Source organism: Chitinophaga sp. MM2321 (assembly GCF_964033635.1).
Lineage (GTDB): Bacteria > Bacteroidota > Bacteroidia > Chitinophagales > Chitinophagaceae > Chitinophaga.
The window spans coordinates 5,829,408-5,848,434 of record NZ_OZ035533.1 but is presented as its reverse complement, the minus strand read 5'-3'; the positions used below and the strand labels follow the sequence as shown (position 1 = coordinate 5,848,434).

14 protein-coding genes are annotated in these 19,027 nt (G+C 45.6%); 6 read left to right on the top strand and 8 right to left on the bottom strand.

The features are described 5' to 3' along the window. Nucleotides 1-10 precede the first annotated feature (10 nt). From ABQ275_RS22850 to ABQ275_RS22840, 3 genes are read right to left on the bottom strand one after another with little or no spacing between them, the layout of a single operon-like run. Nucleotides 11-3,193, bottom strand: coding sequence for a caspase family protein (locus tag ABQ275_RS22850; protein ID WP_349315456.1), 3,183 nt, complete (start codon nt 3,191-3,193; stop codon nt 11-13). A gap of 34 nt (nt 3,194-3,227) precedes the next feature. Beyond that, on the bottom strand, nt 3,228-6,410 hold the full coding sequence (locus ABQ275_RS22845) for a caspase family protein (RefSeq protein ID WP_349315455.1): 3,183 nt from the start codon (nt 6,408-6,410) through the stop codon (nt 3,228-3,230). A gap of 13 nt (nt 6,411-6,423) precedes the next feature. After that, nucleotides 6,424-7,032 carry a hypothetical protein gene (locus tag ABQ275_RS22840; protein WP_349315454.1) on the bottom strand — a complete coding sequence of 203 codons (609 nt, stop codon included), beginning with the start codon at nt 7,030-7,032 and terminating at the stop codon, nt 6,424-6,426. 255 nt (nt 7,033-7,287) lie between these two features. Here ABQ275_RS22840 and ABQ275_RS22835 point away from each other — a divergent pair, with 255 nt between their 5' ends. The 4 genes from ABQ275_RS22835 (at nt 7,288) to ABQ275_RS22820 (ending at nt 10,746) form a co-directional block, all read left to right on the top strand. Next, on the top strand, nt 7,288-7,950 hold the full coding sequence (locus tag ABQ275_RS22835) for a 3-hydroxyacyl-CoA dehydrogenase family protein (RefSeq protein WP_349315453.1): 663 nt from the start codon (nt 7,288-7,290) through the stop codon (nt 7,948-7,950). Between the two features lie 8 nt (nt 7,951-7,958). Beyond that, nucleotides 7,959-8,636 carry a tRNA (adenosine(37)-N6)-threonylcarbamoyltransferase complex dimerization subunit type 1 TsaB gene (tsaB, locus tag ABQ275_RS22830; RefSeq protein ID WP_349315452.1) on the top strand — a complete coding sequence of 226 codons (678 nt, stop codon included), beginning with the start codon at nt 7,959-7,961 and terminating at the stop codon, nt 8,634-8,636. A 214-nt stretch (nt 8,637-8,850) separates the two neighbouring features. Then, nucleotides 8,851-9,210 (top strand): helix-turn-helix transcriptional regulator, encoded by a 360-nt coding sequence (locus ABQ275_RS22825; RefSeq protein ID WP_073084462.1) that lies wholly within the window; start codon nt 8,851-8,853, stop codon nt 9,208-9,210. 132 nt (nt 9,211-9,342) lie between these two features. Next, nucleotides 9,343-10,746 (top strand): MBL fold metallo-hydrolase, encoded by a 1,404-nt coding sequence (locus tag ABQ275_RS22820; RefSeq protein ID WP_349315451.1) that lies wholly within the window; start codon nt 9,343-9,345, stop codon nt 10,744-10,746. Between the two features lie 56 nt (nt 10,747-10,802). Here the strand turns inward: ABQ275_RS22820 and ABQ275_RS22815 are convergent, their stop codons facing one another. Genes ABQ275_RS22815 through ABQ275_RS22795 form a run of 5 tightly spaced genes read right to left on the bottom strand, consistent with a single transcriptional unit; the run spans nt 10,803 to nt 16,812 of the window. Next, a complete protein-coding gene (locus ABQ275_RS22815; protein WP_349315450.1) occupies nt 10,803-11,669 on the bottom strand; it encodes a lysophospholipid acyltransferase family protein in 867 nt (288 codons plus the stop codon). Between the two features lie 53 nt (nt 11,670-11,722). Further along, nucleotides 11,723-13,321, bottom strand: coding sequence for an L-aspartate oxidase (nadB, locus tag ABQ275_RS22810; protein WP_349315449.1), 1,599 nt, complete (start codon nt 13,319-13,321; stop codon nt 11,723-11,725). A gap of 25 nt (nt 13,322-13,346) precedes the next feature. After that, the gene (locus tag ABQ275_RS22805; protein ID WP_349315448.1) at nt 13,347-14,024 is read right to left on the bottom strand and encodes a lysoplasmalogenase; all 678 of its coding nucleotides are present in this window, start codon (nt 14,022-14,024) and stop codon (nt 13,347-13,349) included. Nucleotides 14,025-14,070: 46 nt separating this feature from the next. After that, entirely contained in the window at nt 14,071-15,411 is a 1,341-nt protein-coding gene (locus tag ABQ275_RS22800; protein ID WP_349315447.1) for an ATP-binding protein, read from the bottom strand. Nucleotides 15,412-15,441: 30 nt separating this feature from the next. Beyond that, nucleotides 15,442-16,812 carry a sigma-54 dependent transcriptional regulator gene (locus ABQ275_RS22795; protein ID WP_349315446.1) on the bottom strand — a complete coding sequence of 457 codons (1,371 nt, stop codon included), beginning with the start codon at nt 16,810-16,812 and terminating at the stop codon, nt 15,442-15,444. A 191-nt stretch (nt 16,813-17,003) separates the two neighbouring features. Between ABQ275_RS22795 and ABQ275_RS22790 the strand changes: the two genes are divergently transcribed. Together ABQ275_RS22790 and ABQ275_RS22785 are read left to right on the top strand one after the other, a co-directional pair. Further along, the gene (locus ABQ275_RS22790; RefSeq protein WP_349315445.1) at nt 17,004-18,251 is read left to right on the top strand and encodes an efflux RND transporter periplasmic adaptor subunit; all 1,248 of its coding nucleotides are present in this window, start codon (nt 17,004-17,006) and stop codon (nt 18,249-18,251) included. A gap of 75 nt (nt 18,252-18,326) precedes the next feature. Then, nucleotides 18,327-19,016 (top strand): ABC transporter ATP-binding protein, encoded by a 690-nt coding sequence (locus ABQ275_RS22785; RefSeq protein WP_349315444.1) that lies wholly within the window; start codon nt 18,327-18,329, stop codon nt 19,014-19,016. Nucleotides 19,017-19,027 lie beyond the last annotated feature (11 nt).

Genomic DNA, 19,027 nt, shown 5'->3' with positions numbered 1-19,027 from the left:
CAAATTGCCTTTACTTAACAATGAAAAACGGGAAATCATTTCCATAACTGTAACTGGCCGGATACTGTGGTGATCCGCGATGTTTTTCTGTTACATCCGGCACTTTGTGTTGTAAATAGGCGTCCAGTTCTTTAATGGTTAATTTCTTGTCGCCATTATCTGCTTCTCCCTTTAATGCCTGTAAAATACACCAGGTAAATGCACCGTGTCCCAGCTGTCCGAATTCCGATGCAAATTGTTCACTTCCGGAAGCAGTGAGCCAATGTGTACCGGTGGACCGGGCCAACTGGGCTATTGCTTTTTCTTCCAGCGCGCCACGTGCGCCAACTACATTTTCCAGCGCACCGGCGGATTGACATGCATCTAATATGAACAACTGTTTCTGTGCTTTTATCTCTTTAGAATATTGTTGTAATAAAGATGCGCTGAACCCATTATTTTCCAGGGCATCTTCCTTTCCATACATCTGCGTCACATCATGCGGAACGAGGAAGAAATCTTTGGCATCGTTTAAAACGCCGTGACCCGCATAATAGAATACAAAGAGATCATTAGGCCGTGCATTCGTTTTAATTTCGTTAAAAGCCTTCATGATACCGGCTTTACTGGCCGATGCATCGGTGATGAAATGGGTATTTACTTTAGAAAATAAAGACCTGGCACCGCCTTCAATTACATTTTTAAAAGCGGTAGCATCTGCGAGTGCATAGTTCAGGTTGTACTTTGGATTTTTATAGGCATTGATACCCACTACCAGTAAATGAATCTGAAAGCTGCTCTCTGCGCTGGGCGCTGGTTTATCGGGCTGGTATTGTGCGATCAGCTCTACGGGCTTGCTTTCTGTACGTTGACTATTGAGCGCGATGGCCTTAAAGGTATTGGCGCCTTCCACCAGATCGATTGTATATGTTTTTGAGAGTTCACGTTTGCTTTTTACATCGTCTTCCACCACCAGGTTGCGGGTGGTTTCTACCAGTTTACCATTGCGGAATAGCCTTATTTCGCTAACGCCATCGCCCGGACTGGTGGCGGTAATGGTCAGCGTAGCCTTACCGTTTTTGGTCATGATTTTTTCCGTGTCAGTTTCATCAGATACCAGGAGGTTACGGGCGCCTTCGGAGAATGTAATCGCCACCGTCGGTACTTTGTTGAGGTTGTTGAGATCGGGAATCGGATCTAATTTCTCTCCGTTGAGGATACGCGCCAGTAATCTGGGCGTATAGAATTTCTCAAACATGGCATCCAGGGGGACGAGTTCCTTGTCGGTTGCATGGTACATGGTGCTTAATACGCCACTGTTGCCATCGAACCTGCCTTCCATATCTACGACCGCCCAATTACCTTTGTAGATGTCCGGATATAGATTGGCCACTACTTTTTTGGTGCGCCGGTCCATCACGCACATATATCCCGTGAAATTTTTTGTATATTCTATAAAGATGAAGTTGCCATCCGGTGTGAAACTCACTTCCCCAAATTGTCCTACCTCCGTTGCCGGCAGGGTGAGTGAAGGGTTCACTTTTCCACTGGCGAGTTCCATGAAATAGAGCGCGTCAAGCGCCAGCACAACGTACTTTCCATCCGGTGTAAATCCCCAGATGGAACCATGGAAATTCGGGTTGAAGGTTTGCAGATACTCCGGCGGTATCGTTTTTATTTCTTTGGTTTCGAGATCTGCGATGGTAAATCCTTGGGTCTTGGTTTGGGCGATGAAGTACCGGTCATCGGGTGAAAAATACATATTGCCACTACTCCAGCTAATATCCAGGTTTGGAAAGGTGTGGATCTTTGCGCCGGTGGTCAAATCGTAGATCTCCAGATCTCTATGAGGGTTTTTATCCACCACTAGCGCGATGTAGGGTTTGGTATTGACAAAGCGAGTCTCCGTGAAGCCGCAGGGTTTCGAAAACACGTTCTTTTTAGTAATCCTGTCATATACCAGTATTTCTGATTGTGATTCTTCTTTGCATTTTTCGTCCGGGAAGCTCATGATGTATCTCCCATCCGGACTCACATCAACACTACTTCTACCTTTTTTTGGGTATTTCCGGATACTAAAATCAACATCTTTTATCACTTTCCCTGCAGTATATAAGCAGGAGGTATCAAATGGCTCCATCGCACCGGAACGTAAGTCCCAGGAAAATATGCGTTCATAATTTTGTGTCGCCCTCATTTTCATGTTCTCCTTGTCTAACGTGAAGGAATGGTAGAATCCGACCGCTTCGCCGTAAAAAGTTTTTTCAATCTTCCCGGTCAACGCATCCATCCATACAAATTCGCCCCCGGAACCGGCGAGTATTTTATCTCCCGCTTCATTAAATTTCAAAGTACCGCCCCCCAAATTCAAGCGGCTTGAGAATGGATGGGCAACACTCCACCTGATTTTATTTTGCGCAATATTATAAGAAACAATCTTCTTTTCTTCGACCCAGGCCACTGTTTTACCATCCGGAGAAAGATGAGCTGCAAAAAAATTGGTTTTGGGCGGAACGATTGTTTTTATCACTTTGCCTGCGGCAATATCAACAACACTGAGGGAGTCGGGTTTAAATACGACTGCGGCTTCACCGTTTCTGGAAAAAAACACCTTCGGCGGCGTCCAATTCGTTATTGAAATATCGGTCTTAATCTTGTGAACAACTGCGCCGGTGCTGCCGTCCATCAGGGATAGCCAACCGTTGTAACCTGCCATCGCTATCTGGTTTAATACGGGAGAGTAGTCCTGTTCAGTACCAAAATCTTTATTGAGCATGCCCAACTTCTTTAGATATCCTTTCCGTATATCAAACATATGACCTCCCAAAAGATAAATATCGGAAAGCGGATAGAATGCGCCGCCTATGTCTGAGTCGATTTTATAAGTTTTCGTAGACAGGGATTCAATAAGCTTACCATTTAACCCCACACGGGAAAAGGATAAATCTTTATGCGATACGTACAGTGACTGGCTGTTGGCCGCAAACGCAATACCCCGTATGCCCTTTAATTGCATCATTTGGGCGCCGTTGGCTATATCCCAGATGATGGCGAGGCCGCTTGTATCTAACGACGCAAAATACTTGTTATTGGGGGCAATATCGCTCATGGTGAGGTTGTCCCGATGGGCCGTTTTGGGCGACAAGGATATTTTCTGTGCGGTAGCCTCCCATAGTATGAAAAGACTAAAAAATAGTAACCAACACTGCTTCATAACTTATCATAGTTTATGGTATTACCTGATACCTTTACTTAACAATGAAAAACGGGAAATCATTTCCATAACTGTAACTGGCCGGATACTGTGGTGATCCGCGATGTTTTTCTGTTACATCCGGCACTTTGTGTTGTAAATAGGCATCCAGTTCTTTGATGGTTAATTTCTTGTCGCCATTATCTGCTTCTCCCTTTAACGCCTGTAAAATACACCAGGTAAATGCACCGTGTCCCAGCTGCCCGAATTCCGACGCAAATTGCTCACTTCCGGAAGCAGTGAGCCAATGTGTACCGGTGGACCGGGCCAACTGGGCTATTGCTTTTTCTTCCAGCGCGCCACGTGCGCCAATTACATTTTCCAGCGCGCCGGCAGATTGACAGGCATCTAATATGAACAACTGTTTCTGTGCTTTTATCTCTTTAGAATATTGTTGTAATAAAGATGCGCTGAACCCATTATTTTCCAGGGCATCTTCTTTTCCATACATCTGCGTTACATCATGAGGGACGAGGAAGAAATCTTTGGCATCGTTTAAAACGCCGTGACCTGCATAATAGAATACAAAGAGGTCATTAGGCCGTGCATTCGTTTTGATTTCGTTAAAAGCCTTTATGATACCGGCTTTACTGGCCGATGCATCGGTGATGAAATGGGTATTTACTTTAGAAAATAAAGACCTGGCACCGCCTTCAATTACATTTTTAAAAGCAGTAGCATCTGCGAGCGCATAGTTCAGGTTGTACTTCGGATTCTTATAGGTGTTGATACCCACTACCAGTAAATGAATCTGAAAGCTGTTCTCTGCGCTGGGCGCTGGTTTATCGGGCTGGTATTGTGCGATCAGTTCTACGGGCTTGCTTTCTGTACGCTGATTGTTTAGCGCGATAGCCTTAAAGGTATTGGCGCCTTCCACCAGATCGATTGTATATGTTTTTGTGAGTTCACGTTTGCTTTTTACATCGTCTTCCACCACCAGGTTGCGGGTGGTTTCTACCAGCTTACCATTGCGGAATAGCCTTATTTCGCTAACGCCATCGCCCGGACTCGTGGCGGTAATGGTCAGCGTAGCTTTGCCGTTTTTGGTCATGATCTTTTCCACTTCATCTTCATCGGTCACAACAAGGTTACGGGAACCTTCGGAGAATTTAATCGCTACAACAGGCACCTTATCCAGGTTATTGATATCAGGGATAGGATCTAATTTTTCTCCATTGAGGATACGCGCCAGTAATTTGGGCGTATAGAATTTTTCAAACATGGCATCCAGGGGCACGAGATCTTTGTCAGAAGCATGGTACATGGAACTTAATACGCTGCTGTTACCATCGAACCTGCCCTCCATATCTATGACCGCCCAGGTACCATTTATGATGTCAGGATAGAGGTTGGCCACTACTTTTTTTGTACGCCAGTTCATCAGGTGAATATTTCCTACTGACCCACGCACAAATAAGAAATTGCCATCAGGACTGAATTGTACTTCCTGATATTGTTTTACATCCGTTATCGGCAGGGTCATTGAGGTGTTTACTTTCCCGGTGGCGAGCTCCATGAAATAAAGCCCTTTATGCTCCATCATGACGTACTTTCCATCCGGTGTAAATCCCCTAAAGAAACCATAAAACTCAGGGTTAAAGGTTTGCATGTATCCCGGTGGCGTTGTTGTTATTGCTTTGGTTTCGAGATCAATGATCGTAAATCCTTTGGTCTTAGACCTGGTGAAGATGTACTTATCGTCGGGAGAAAAATTCATATAGTTACTACTCCAGCCAGCATCCAGGGCTGGAAAAGTGTGGACTTTTGCACCCGTAGTTAAATCATATATTTCCAGATCTAAATGAGGATCTCTATCCGCCATCACCGCGATGTAGGGTTTAGTATTTGCAAAGAAAGCATCCGTAATGCCGCAGGGTTTCGAAAACACATTCTTTTTGGCAATCCTGTCATATACCAGTATTTCTGATTGAGCCTCTTTTTTACATTTTTCATCCGGGAAGCTCATGATGTATCTTTTATCCGGACTCACATTGACACTTCTTCTACCCTTGCTTGGATATTTCCGGATACTAAAATCGGCATCTTTTATCACCCTTTCTGCTGCATATAATAACGAGGTATCAAATGGTTCCATGGCCCCGGAACGTAAGTCCCAGGAAAATATGCGTTTATCATTTTGCACCCCGCTAAATTTCATATTCTCCTTATCTACCGTTAGGTAATCAAAGTACCTGACCTTTTCGCTGTAGAAAACTTTTTCAATTTTTCCGGTCGAGGCATCCATCCATATAAACCTGCTCACGGAACCGGCGAGTATTTTATCTCCCGCTTCGTTAAATTGCAAAGTGCCTTTCCCCGACATAAAGCCATAGTCTTCCGTCAAGGGATGGATGGTACTCCACCTGACTTTATTTTGCGGAATATTATAAGAAACGATCTTGCCTGATTCAATCCAGGCCAAGGTTTTGCCATCCGGTGAAAGATTGGCTGCATAATACCCGGCGGTGACAGTATTATTAAATTTTTTTATCACTTTTTCTCCCGCAATATCAACAACGCTCATGGTATCATATTTATATACAACCGCGTATTCACCGTTCCGGGAGAATTTTATGGCTGGAAGCGTGGAATGCGTTCTGATAATGCCTGTTTTCATCTGACGTACAAATGCGCCGGTGGTAACATCTATCAGGGATAGCTGGCCATTAAAACCTGCCACGGCGATCTGGTTTAATACAGGAGAATAATCCTGCTCAACGCCATAGTTTCCTTCCGGAACCCCCAATTTTCTTTGATATCCTTTTCTGATATCAAAAATATAATTGTCGGTAAGATAAATGCCGGAAAGAGGATAGAATACCCGGCCTCTATCTACGCCGGGTTTATAAGCCTGCGCTGACAAGGACTCAATACGCTTGCCATTCAATCCCACGCGGGAAAAGGTTTTATCTTTATGCACGACGTACAGCGACTGGCTGTTTGCGGCAAAGGAAATGGCCAATACATCCGACAGTTGCATCATTTGTGCTGCGTTGGCGATATCCCAGATGATGGCCCTTCCCGACAGATCCAACGATACAAAATATTTGTTATTGGGCGCAATATTGCTCGCATAGATCTGATCCTGATGGCCACTTTTAGGAGTTAAGGATATTTTCTGTGCACCAGCTTCCAGCAGTATAAAAAGACTTAAAAATAATAACCAGCATTGTTTCATAGCTTATCATAGTTTATGGGTGTTTATCCGTTGCAGCCGGATAACCACTGTACCAAATATCTTCAATAGAATAAAAAATCATCCAGCTGCCGTCTGCCGCACAGATGCTGGTATCTGCATACCAGCTGTTTATTAGTTCATCTGCATGTCTTATCAGGTCAGACAGTTGTATGGTTAGCAGCGGGGAAAACCGCTGGTAAAACAGGTATACTTCCCCATCAGGTAGTTGTAAATGATCCACCGCCTGTGCCAAAGCAACAGCCGGAGGTATCAGTTCATCTGTTAATACGGGTAAATCCGGCACATATCGCAGGGGATATGTATTAGGGAAAAGGCGATCCGTTTTTTCAAGGATCGTGTATACTTCTCCGTTATACAGCTGACTGGTATTGAAACCATAGGGTTCCAGTGGTAATTGAGCCAGCGATGCTTCCCAATAAGGTTGTAGTTGCTGGTTGGTACAGGTCAGATAACGTAAGGTATGCCTGATATGATGGGCCAACAGGTAATCATAAACAGGGAGCCAATCCAGGATTTGTGTGGTAATAAAATTTTTTACCGCCAATTTATCTTGCATAACTGCTTTCCGTTGCAGCAGTTCTTGCTGTTGATCCTTTTGCATATTTCACTTTTCAGGTAACAGGATAGGGTTTAATCTTGTTTCGTGGCGATTATCAATGGTATAACCGTTCCATTATTTTTCCTGGCGCCTGGCCATTCCGGCTTAAGATATCCTTTTATTTGTGGGATTAAAATACTCAGAAGTAGGTATGTGGATCCTGATGATCAGGCCCAAAGCAGCTTTTATACAAAAAGCAGATGGGCCGGGATGTGCTATAATTAATGATTCTTTGTTAGGTTTGCCGAAATTTAGCGCATGAATATCCTGATAATAGCAGATGGACAGCGATATGAGGAACTACAGGAGCGGGACCTGTCCGGACATGAGGTGCAGTGGAAAACAAGCCTGGAGGAGGTTTTGTCTGTCAAGGTATATGACCTGGTCATTGACCTGGTATTTGACGACCGGCCGGAGCATGCCGCTATTTATGCCAGGAATCCCGGTGTGCCGGTGCTGGCAGGGATGGTGAAAACGTCTTTATCAGAAATCATGGGGCAGTATGCATTTGAGCAGGGCTTTAATATGATGGGCTGTAACTTTCTGCCGGGGTTTATTAATATGCCGGTATTGGAAGTAACGGTAATGGATGAAGGACAACAGGCAACCCTGGCGGATATTATGTATCGGTTGGGCTGGGAATATGCGCTGGTAGCGGATGCTGTAGGTATGGTAACACCCCGTGTGGTGTGTATGATCATTAATGAAGCGTATCTTACAGCCCAGGAAGGCACTGCTTCCCGTGCAGATATAGATACTTCCATGCGACTGGGTACAAACTATCCTTATGGTCCGTTTGAATGGTGCGAGAGGATAGGCGTGAAGCATGTATACGAAGTATTAAAGGCAGTACACGACATTACGGGTGATGACCGTTATGAGGTGGCTGCATTATTACAAACAGAATACGAAGCGATTTAGGAATTAACATGGCACTGATACTTAACATAGATACCGCTACTACTACAGGTTCTGTGAGCCTGGCGCGGGATGGACAGCCTTTACAGACATTGGTAAATGAGAAACAGCAGGACCATGCAGCTACGATGGTGCTGTTTATACAGCAGCTGTTAAAAGATCAGGGGGTTACGGCAGCGGAGCTGGATGCCATTGCGGTGAGTGCAGGGCCGGGCTCTTACACAGGCTTACGTGTAGGCGTGGCTACCGCCAAAGGGCTGTGTTACGCCTGGGATAAGCCTTTGTTGGCCATTTCCACGCTACATATGATGGCGCAGGGATTAAAAGATGCATTGAAAGATGATACGGTATATTATTGCCCTATGTTGGATGCCCGCCGGCAGGAAGTATTTACAGCGGTATATGATGCGGATTTAAATCCTGTGATGCCGCCACAGGCACTGATCCTGGAGGCTTCCTCTTTTCAGGAAATGCTGGCGCAGCGAAAGATTTGCTTTTTTGGCGATGGAAGCCCTAAGTGGGAGCAGCTGTTACCAGCTACTACCAATGCTATTTTTGTAACATACAAGATGAGTGCTGCACATATGGCGCCACTCGCAGAGCAGGCTTTCTCCAAAAATGAATTTGTTGACCTCGCTTATTTCAGCCCGTTTTATTTAAAGCCCTTTTTCTCCCCTCAAAAACCCTAACACTTTCGTTTTATTTGTCATGGGAGCGTCAAATTACATCTAATCTGCAAGTATCCACCGGTTATATATGATAAAATAAGGTATAGAAATTTTTTTTATTGTGATAGATATTATATTTTTGTATAAATCGATAACCGCAATTGTTATCTAACTGTTTTGCGATTACTGTCCGTTGATCCCTTTCATTTCATCATTTTTTAAAAACTATTATGCGATGGAAAAGACATTATTAACTACCTCTTCAAATACGCTTATTATTTCCAGAGGTAACAATGAAAAAGACCAGATCAAATTGGATTACATTGCCGTCAAAAAGGCTGCTATGGTTTTACGCGCTATCAACCATAAGTTGCGCCAGCAGATGATTAAGCTGTTGGAGGACCACAAGAAAATGACTGTGACAGAGATTTATGTGAAATTGCGTCTGGAACAATCGGTAGCATCGCAGCATCTCGCCATTTTAAGGCGTGCAGGCATTGTAATCACAGAAAGAGATGGTAAGTTTATCCACTACACCATCAACAAACAGCGTATTGCTGAGGTGGCGAAGTTTGTGGAAGAACTTGTTGGTTAATGTTATTAGCCGTTTAAATACGGAAATGAATTATATAAAAAAGTAGCCATCCGGCTACTTTTTTATTTTGGTATAGATTTTATCCATAAGTAGGCCGGAGGATAATCCGTAAATTTGTGAAAATCCAATACCATGTTCGTAAAGCAATTATATACTGGCTGCCTGTCTGAAGCAGCTTACTTTATTGAATCGGGAGGCGTAGCAGTGGTAATAGATCCGCTGCGTGATATTGATGTGTACCTTGATCTGGCCACTGAGCGCAACGCAACCATTAAATATATTTTTGAAACGCATTTTCATGCGGACTTTGTATCCGGGCACCTGGAACTGGCAAAGGCCACGGGGGCACAAATTGTATTTGGCCCTGATGCAGAAACCGGTTTCGATGCATATGTAGCAAAAGATAATGAGGAATTTGCCATCGGCGCACTTACCCTGAAAGTATTGCACACACCCGGTCATACGCTGGAATCATCCTGTTACTTATTGCTGGATGAACAGAAAGCACCTTATGCATTATTCACCGGCGATACTTTGTTTGTAGGAGATGTAGGACGTCCTGATCTTTTCAGCGGTGATCTTACCAAAGAAGAACTGGCGGATCTGCTGTTTGATTCTCTCAACAATAAAATCAAAACATTACCTGATCATGTAATTGTGTACCCGGCCCATGGCCCCGGATCGGCCTGTGGTAAGAACCTGGGGCCTGATACGCACAGCACCATCGGTGATGAAAAAAGCAGCAACTACGCGTTGCTGGCAACGGATAAACAAGCATTCATTGAAGAAGTAACCAGTGGATTAACCACGCCGCCCTCTTACTTTCCTATCAATGCCAAAATAAATAAAGAAGGGTATGACGCTTTGCAGGGCATCATGAAAAAAGCGATGCAACCACTCACACCTGCGGAGTTCAAACAAAAAAGCAAAGAAGGCGCATTGATCCTGGATACCCGCCCCGCCACTGAGTTCGGGGATGGCTTTGTACCCGGATCTATCAGTATTGGCCTGGAAGGCCGTTTTGCGGAATGGGCAGGCAGCCTTTTACCTTTTGATAAAGAAATTATACTGGTAACACCTGTCGGAAAAGAAGAAGAAACGGTGGTAAGAATGGCCCGCGTTGGTTTTGATAACGTGAACGGCTATCTGAATGGTGGTTATCCTGCCTGGGAAGCTGCCGGCGAAGCCAGGGATATGGTCATCAGCATTGAGCCTGATGAACTGGCCATGGATTTACCACATGATGAAAACCTGGTGATTGTAGACGTACGCAAGCCGGCTGAATATGCCAGCGGTCATATTAAAGGATCTATCAATCTCACACTGGGAGATATGACAGATCCCGGTACCATGGCTGATTTTGATGAAAATCATAACCTGTATGTACATTGCCAGGGCGGATACCGCAGCATCATTGCCTGTTCTATCCTGAAAAGGGAAGGTATTCACAACCTGCGTAATGTAGAAGGTGGCTACAACAAAATGAAAGATGAAAAAGGGCTGGAAGTGATACAGGAAAAGAGTGTACTGAATTAAACCGGCTTTACATAAAAAGATAAATAATAACGGATCAGGCTTAGCCTGGTCCGTTATTATTTATGCTGCTCTTCATATTTGTGTTTCCATCTCCTGTGGCTCCACACCCATACTTCGGGCTGCTCATGAATATTTTTTTCGAGGTATTCCACGAATGCCTGGGTGATCTTCCCGTCCGGCTCCTGTTGGGGTTCTTCAAATGCGAGCTTTAATTCAGCTTTATAGTAACCACGTTTTATTTTCCGGATGTCTGCAAATACAACGGGGATATTATTTCTTTTAGCGGCCATTTCAGGACCCTTGTAAAATGCGGTCATTTTATTGAGAAAGGGAAACCAGTAGCAACGGCGCGGGTTGCCGGGGTTCTGGTCTGCCACCAAAGCGATCAGGTATTGTTTGTTCATCCAGGGCTTCATGCCGTTGCTCATATCATTGGCAGGAATGAGGTGGGTGCCGAACTTCTCCCGGAAATGACGGAACATCCTGTCTGCCGGTCTGCTGCTGAGAGGCATGTATACGACGAGAAAAGGAAACTGTACGCCCTGCATACAAAAGAGGTTTGCCCATTCCCAGTTGAAGTTGTGACCCAGGTGCAACTGGCAGCTCTTACCCTGTGCATGGAGCTGATGTAGTACGGTAAGGTCGCACTGGAAGCGGTCCTGGAGCTCTTGCTTGCTCATGGTCAGGAGTTTGATGGTTTCCACCATCATATCTGTAAGGTTGCGGTAATATTTTTTTGCGAGCCGCGTAATTTCTTCCGGCGACTTATCCGGAAAGGCCTGTCTTAAATTGGTCAGTACTACTTTTTTGCGGTAGCCGAATACATGAAACACCAGCACATACAAGATGTCGCTGATGAAATAAAGCACCGGGAAAGGCAGTATTGAAAAACTATAACAAAATGCAAGCAGCAGATAATACATATTCCGGATTGTTGAAATTGCAACGCAAAGGTAATGTAAACCACCGGTTTAGCTTACAATACGATGTTTTGCACCAGTTCGCTCTTATATGGATAATCGGTATTAAAATGAAGCCCCCTGCTTTCTTTGCGGAAGGCAGCGCCTTTCACAATCAGGTAGCCGGCGGTGATGAGGTTACGTAGTTCACACAGTTGCGGAGAAACTTCTGTCTGTTCATAGAGGTCTTCCGTTTCTTCGTGGAGGATATCCATCCGGCGCAGTGCGCGTTGCAAGCGTACGTCTGTTCTTACGATCCCTACATAGTCGCTCATGATCTGTTTCAGTTCTTTCAAACTCTGGGTAATGAGGATCATTTCTTTGGGAGCGTTGGTACCGCGTGCATCCCAGTCGGGTACATTTTCCTTGAAACTTAAAGCATCTATTTTACTGGTAGCATCTATAAAGCAGCGGTGTGCAAATACCATGGCTTCGAGGAGGGAGTTGGAGGCCAGGCGGTTGGCGCCGTGGAGCCCTGTGCTGGCGCATTCCCCGCATGCATACAGGTTGCGGATGGAGGTGAGCCCCCATTCGTTGGTTTTAATACCTCCGCAACTGTAATGTGCTGCCGGCGTTACCGGAATCATTTGCTGTTGTACATCTATGCCCGCTTCCTTGCAGGTTTCATAGATGTTGGGAAAGTGATGAATGAATTTTTCGTGATCCATATGCCGGCAATCCAGGTACACATGTTCGGTACCGGAGATCTTCATCTCACTGTCAATGGCGCGGGCCACAATATCACGGGGCGCGAGCGACAGGCGCGGATCGTATTTGTGCATGAAGTCTTCGCCATGGATATTACGCAGGATACCGCCATCACCACGCACCGCTTCCGTAATCAGGAAGGAAGGGCTTACGCCCGGCTGATACAAGGCGGTAGGGTGAAACTGGATGAACTCCATGTTCTCGATACGTCCCTTGGCGCGATACACCATCGCCACACCATCGCCTGTAGCGATAACGGGGTTGGTGGTACTGCGGTATACCTGTCCGTTGCCGCCGGTAGCCAGCAGCGTTACTTTGGACAGGATCTTCTCTATTTTTTTATTGTTGAGATTCAGTACATATACGCCGTAACATTCTATATCCGGCGTGGATTTGGTGATCAGGTAGCCCAGGTGGTGCTGCGTAATGAGGTCTACCACAAAGCAATGTGTGATCAGCTCTATATTAGGACGGCGGTGAATAGCGTCCAGGAGTGCCCGTTCTATTTCCCGGCCGGTAACATCTTTATGATGAATGACGCGGAATACGGAGTGGCCACCTTCGCGGCCCAGCGAAAAGTCGCCGTCTGCATTTTTATCAAAATTGGCGCCCCACTCTATGATTTCATTCACGCGGTCAGGGCCTTCCTTTACTACTATTTCCACTACACGCTCATTACATAGCCCGTCGCCGGCGATGAGGGTGTCTTCTATATGTTTTTCAAAGCTGTCGTTTTCCAGGTCGTTTACCACTGCCACGCCGCCTTGCGCGTACTTGGTATTGGTTTCATCTTCACGGCTTTTAGTGATAATAGTTATCTTTTTATCAGGGCATTGCTGCGATACTTTGAGGGCATAGGTTAACCCTGCAATCCCCGAACCGATGACAAGAAAATCTGTTTGTTGCATAGAACACGAAATTACGAATTACGGATTACTGATGCGCAATTCTTTCCTGAAAATAACGCACACTCCCGTAAACCAGCCCCCACTGCGCTATTCCGTACGTCAGCATTACCCAGATACCGCCGGCAGTGATAGGATGATAGAATTTACCAATGGCTATCATGGCATCCGAGCAGATAAACAGGATGGCGCCTGCCAGGCAATACCAGCCCGCCGGGTGGATGGTAAAGCGGAAGGCATGTAATACACTCTGAAGCGTAATGGATATGACGATGGAATAAATAATGATGGGAATGGTCATGCTGCCCAGATGAGGGAACATGAACAGGATGAAGCCAATGATCACGGCAGCATTCAGGATGACCAGCCCCCATTTGCAGAGCGGCCTCGGCGTGCCGGAGAACCTTATTTTCAGAAAGAAAGCAATGTAAAAAAGATGTGCTACCAGGAAGCTCCCAAGTCCGGGCAGGAAAAGATGATCAAACATCAGTAATACATCTCCCAAAAAAGAAAATAAAAGAGCTGCGAGCATCAATGAACGATGGCCTTTGGGTATAGTAATCTCCGCCTGAAAAAAATAGATTGCCAGGATCAGCATCAGCAGCGGTTTGGTAGTGTAACGGTAGGCATCCATCTGTAAGCCGATGAGCGTAAGGTCAGCGAGCAGGGTAACAAAATAGAGGATAAGCCACTTTGATTTTAGCATGGTGGATAGGATTGTTATAACAATATATGGATTCTTTTCAGCATGATCAGGTATTGAGCAGAATAAAAAACGTAGATCCGTGGCCGTTACTTCCGGGGCTGATGACTTTTAGTTGCCCTCCGTGCATTTGTATGATCTGTTGCGACAGGCTCAAACCAATACCGGAGCCCTTCTTTTTGGTAGTGAAGAAGGGAATGAAAATTTTATTCATGGCATCTGAATCAATACCGGGACCGTTGTCGGTTACTTCTATGCAGATCTGTTGTATTTTGTTCAGGTATACCTTCAGGTGAATAGTGGCGTTGCTGGTGTGTTCCAGCGCATCCAGCGCATTTTTAACGAGGTTGATCAGCACCATTTGCAGTTGTGATACATCGGCATGGATCTCTGTATTATCTACCTCTGTTTTTACCAGGAAATTGATGCCGGCCTGTTTCATATCTGCCTGGAAAAGGCTGCCAACAGAAGACACCAGGTCTTTTACATTTACGGTGGTAAACTGTGGTTGCGGTAAGGTGGTATAGTCGCGGTAAGCATTTACGAAGTTCATAATGCCTTTGCTGCGGCTTTCCACTGTTTGCAGGGCCTCCCGTAAGTCGGCGATACCTTCCTGGTGCTCCGAACCGGGTGCTATATCCAGGTCTACAATTTCCTGCATGGTACCAATGAGGGACACGATAGGCGTCACGGAATTCATGATCTCGTGCCGTAGTATTTTAGTGAGGTTCTGCCACGCTTCCAGCTCCTTTTTCTGCAATTCGGAATGGATGTTCTGTATAGAAATAAGTTTGATCAATCTGCCTTGTAGTCTTACGGTGGCGGCATGGATGGAGAGCTGTTGTTCCTGCCGCGTAGCGTACAGGGTTTTATTGCCTGATTGCAGTTCCATGAGCAGTTCCGCGAGGCCGGGATGCGCTGTTTTTAATTCGAAAATATTCCTGAGCCGGTAAATGCCCATCAGGCGGAAAGCGGCGGGATTGATCAGTTCTATTTTTCCCTCTATATCAAAAGAAAGTACACCGATGCTGATGTGCTGAATGATGGTATCAATGTATTTCAGGTTGGCTTCTTTTTCGGCCCTGGTTTGCCGGAATGCTTCGAGTACTTCATTGAACTGGTGATTGAGCATACTGAAGCTTTGTCCCAGTTTATTATCTGCGCTGAAGCGGATGGAGAAATCTTCATAGCGGATAGATTCCAGGAACAGCGTGAGTTTGCGGTTGATGCGGTTCAGGTAATAGTAAATGCCATATAGCTGTAATAATACCAATGGCAACAGCAGGAATGCCAGTGGCTGCATGCTATGCATGAAGAGCCATATGCCGGCCGCCAGTGTAGTGGTGAGCAACAGTACGCGCAGGATGATATTAATGCTGAAGCGGTTCATTCTTATAGCTATTAGCTTTTGGCGTCAGCCCTAGATATTATATTTCTCCAGTCTTCTATACAGTGCAGCCCTGCTTAAGCCCAGTTCTTTCGCGGCTTCGGTGATATTGCCGTTACATTTTTTCATGGCCTGGGTAATGATGTTGCGTTCCATTTCTTCCAGGTTGTAACCGGTGTCCATGGACTGATCTGTTGCGTTATTATTTTTTACAAAGACATCTTTCGGTTGCAGTGTTTTGCTTTGCGAGAGGATCACTGCTCTTTCCATGGCATGTTGCAGTTCGCGGATGTTGCCAGGCCATTCGTATCGTTCCAGTTGTTGTACGAGCGATTCATGCAGGTTGCTTACCGGGCGTTTATATCTTTCGCGGTACAGTTGCAGAAAATGATCGGCGAGAGGTATAATGTCTTCCTTGCGTTCACGTAGCGGGGGAAGATGTACTTCAATGGTATTGATGCGGTACAGCAAATCCTGCCGGAAGAGCTGCTGCGCTGCCTGTTGCTGGATGTTGCGGTTGGTGGCACATATCAGTCTAACGTCAATGGGCATACTTTTATTGGAGCCTACTTTTGTGACGGACCTGTTTTGCAGTACGGTTAGTAATTTAGCCTGGAAAGGAATAGAGATGTTTCCTATTTCATCCAGGAAGATGGTACCACCGGTGGCTTCTTCGAAACGGCCGGCGCGGTCTTCACGGGCATCAGTGAAAGCGCCTTTTACATGACCGAACAGTTCGCTCTCAAACAGGGATTCGCTGATAGCGCCGAGATCTACGCTCACAAAGGGTTTGCCGTTGCGGTTGGATTGCTGGTGGATATGCCTGGCCAGCATATCTTTACCGGTACCGTTTTCGCCCAGAATGAGGATGTTGGCATCTGTGGCCGCTACGCGGGACACGGTGTCAAATACGGCCTGCATAGCAGGGCTTTGTCCAACTACGAGGTTGCCGGTATCTGGTACTGCTCCGGGCTTTGCAAGGCGGGCAGCGCGTTTGTTATAAGCTGTTTGAATAGTAGCCAGGAGTTTTTCATTTTCCCAGGGTTTGAGTACGAAGTCCACGGCACCGGCTTTAATAGCGCGCACCGCCATCTCCACATCGCCGTAGGCGGTAAACAATACCACGGCTGTATCCGGCTTGATATCAAGGATGCGGTCCAGCCATTCAAAGCCCTCCTTACCGCTGCTCAGATCGCGCGTGAAGTTCATATCCAGGAGGATCACATCATATTCGAAATTGGAGACGAGGTAGGGTATTTTCTGCGGATTTTTTTCAAAATCAACCTGCTCAAAATGCCGTTTTAATAAAAGGCGGGCAGCGCGTAATACATCTACATCATCATCAACAATTAAAATTTTTCCAGGTTGCATGGTGGTCATGGGCGAAAGGTGAATGGAAAACAATATTACAGAAAGATTTTTTCACCACCACGGCTTATTTACAGATCATTTAAAAGTGTCCGATTATGGACACCGGTTGTCCGCCACAGGACGTTTTTGGCATTGTAAATCCGTCGGAATTGACTATGGTAAAGGGTTTTAAGCTTTGGCATATGGATTGACTTTCTCTGTTCAGCAAACTTTTCGCTAATAACATGGATAGAAAACTAGAAAAGAAGTTCTGGAGCAGAAAACGGATCCTGATGATCGGTGGTGGTACCCTCGTAGTAATGCTGCTATTGTATACGCTGATCTTCGCTGATCACCGCGCCACCCTCAACGTGGAAAAGGATAAGATCACCATCTCTCCCGTAACCAAAGGAACCTTTGATGTATACATTGCTGTAACAGCTGTTGTAATGCCCCTGAAAACAATCCGGCTGGATGCTATTGAAGGCGGATATGTGAGTAAGAAATACCTCGAAGGCGGCAGTATGATTAAGGAAGGCGATTCTATCCTGAAGCTGGACAACCAGCATATGATGATGGAATTTGTGAACCACGAAACAGAGATTTACCGGCTGCGGAATGAACTACAGAACACACGTCTGAATATCCGCCAGCAGGACTTCGTTATGCAACAGACTATTTCTGATCTTGATTCAAAAATTGATGTAGCCAAAGATCTGTATGATCGTAACAAGCAGCTGGTAGAAGAAAAGATCGTGGCCCGGCAGGACTTCAACAAGAACAAGTTTGAACTGGAAGGGCTGACCCGGCAGCGGGATATTCAGCTGCAATCACAGCAGTACCAACGGGAGAATGCGAAGATGCAGATTGCACAGCTGGAAGGCACGCTGACCCGCACGCAGCGCAACCTGGAGCTGATGAAGGAAAACCTGAACAGCCTGATTGTACGCGCCCCGGTATCCGGACAGCTGTCATCCATAGATGTAGAAGTAGGGTCCAGTATCCAGGCCGGTCAGAATATCGGACAGATTGATGACCTGAATGGGTTTAAATTGCGCGCAGATATCGATGAACACTATGTTTCACAGGTATTTGCAGGACTGAGAGCGACCTTCGAATTTGATGGTAAGTCATACGCAATGATCGTTACAAAAGTATATCCGGAAGTAAAAAGCGGTCGTTTTCAGGCCGATATGAACTTTGAAAAAGACACGCCTGAAGGTATCAGACGCGGACAATCATCCCCTATCCGCCTGGTATTGGGTAAGTCTGCTGAAGCGACTTTGTTACCGCTGGGTGGTTTCTTCTCAGACACCGGTGGTAACTGGGTGTACGTAGTAGACAAAAGCGGTAAGCGTGCAGTGAAACGTAATATCTCGCTGGGTCGTAAAAATCCGTTATATTTTGAAGTATTGGAAGGACTCCAACCGGGCGACCAGGTGATTACTTCTTCTTATGAGAACTTTGGCAACAAAGATGTGTTAGCGTTTTAGCATTTTAGCATTCATCCATTTTTTTATATAAACTAGCATTGTAAAAACATCTTTTAAGACAATTAAATAACGTTTATGATACGCACCGTTAACTTACAAAAGTTATTTACAACAGAAGAGGTGGAAACTACCGCCCTCAATGGTATTAACATGGAGATCCAGGATGGTGAGTTTGTAGCTATAATGGGTCCTTCCGGTTGTGGGAAGTCTACCTTGCTGAACATTATAGGATTGCTGGATAATCCCAGCGATGGTGAGTATCATTTCTGGGGGAAAGAAGTAGCGCGTATGAGCGAACGGCAAAGGGCGCAGCTTCGCAAAGGCTCTATAGGTTTTGTATTCCAGAGCTTTAATCTGATTGATGAACTGACTGTTTTTGAAAATGTGGAATTGCCGTTATTATATCTGAAAGTACCTGCTTCCGAAAGAAAGCAGAAAGTAGAAGAAGTACTGGAGCGGATGAATATTATGCATCGCCGCAATCACTTTCCGCAGCAGCTGTCCGGTGGCCAGCAGCAAAGAGTAGCCATTGCACGCGCCGTAGTAGCCAGGCCCAACCTGATCCTGGCGGATGAACCTACCGGTAACCTGGATTCCTCCAACGGGGAAGAAGTGATGAAGCTGTTGCAGGAATTGAATAATGCCGGTACTACACTGATCATGGTAACACACTCCCCCTATGATGCCGGATTTGCCCACCGTATCATCAACCTCTTTGATGGACGGGTAGTTACAGAAAATATCAAGGAGCAGTTTCATGTGTGATTTTATTTCCG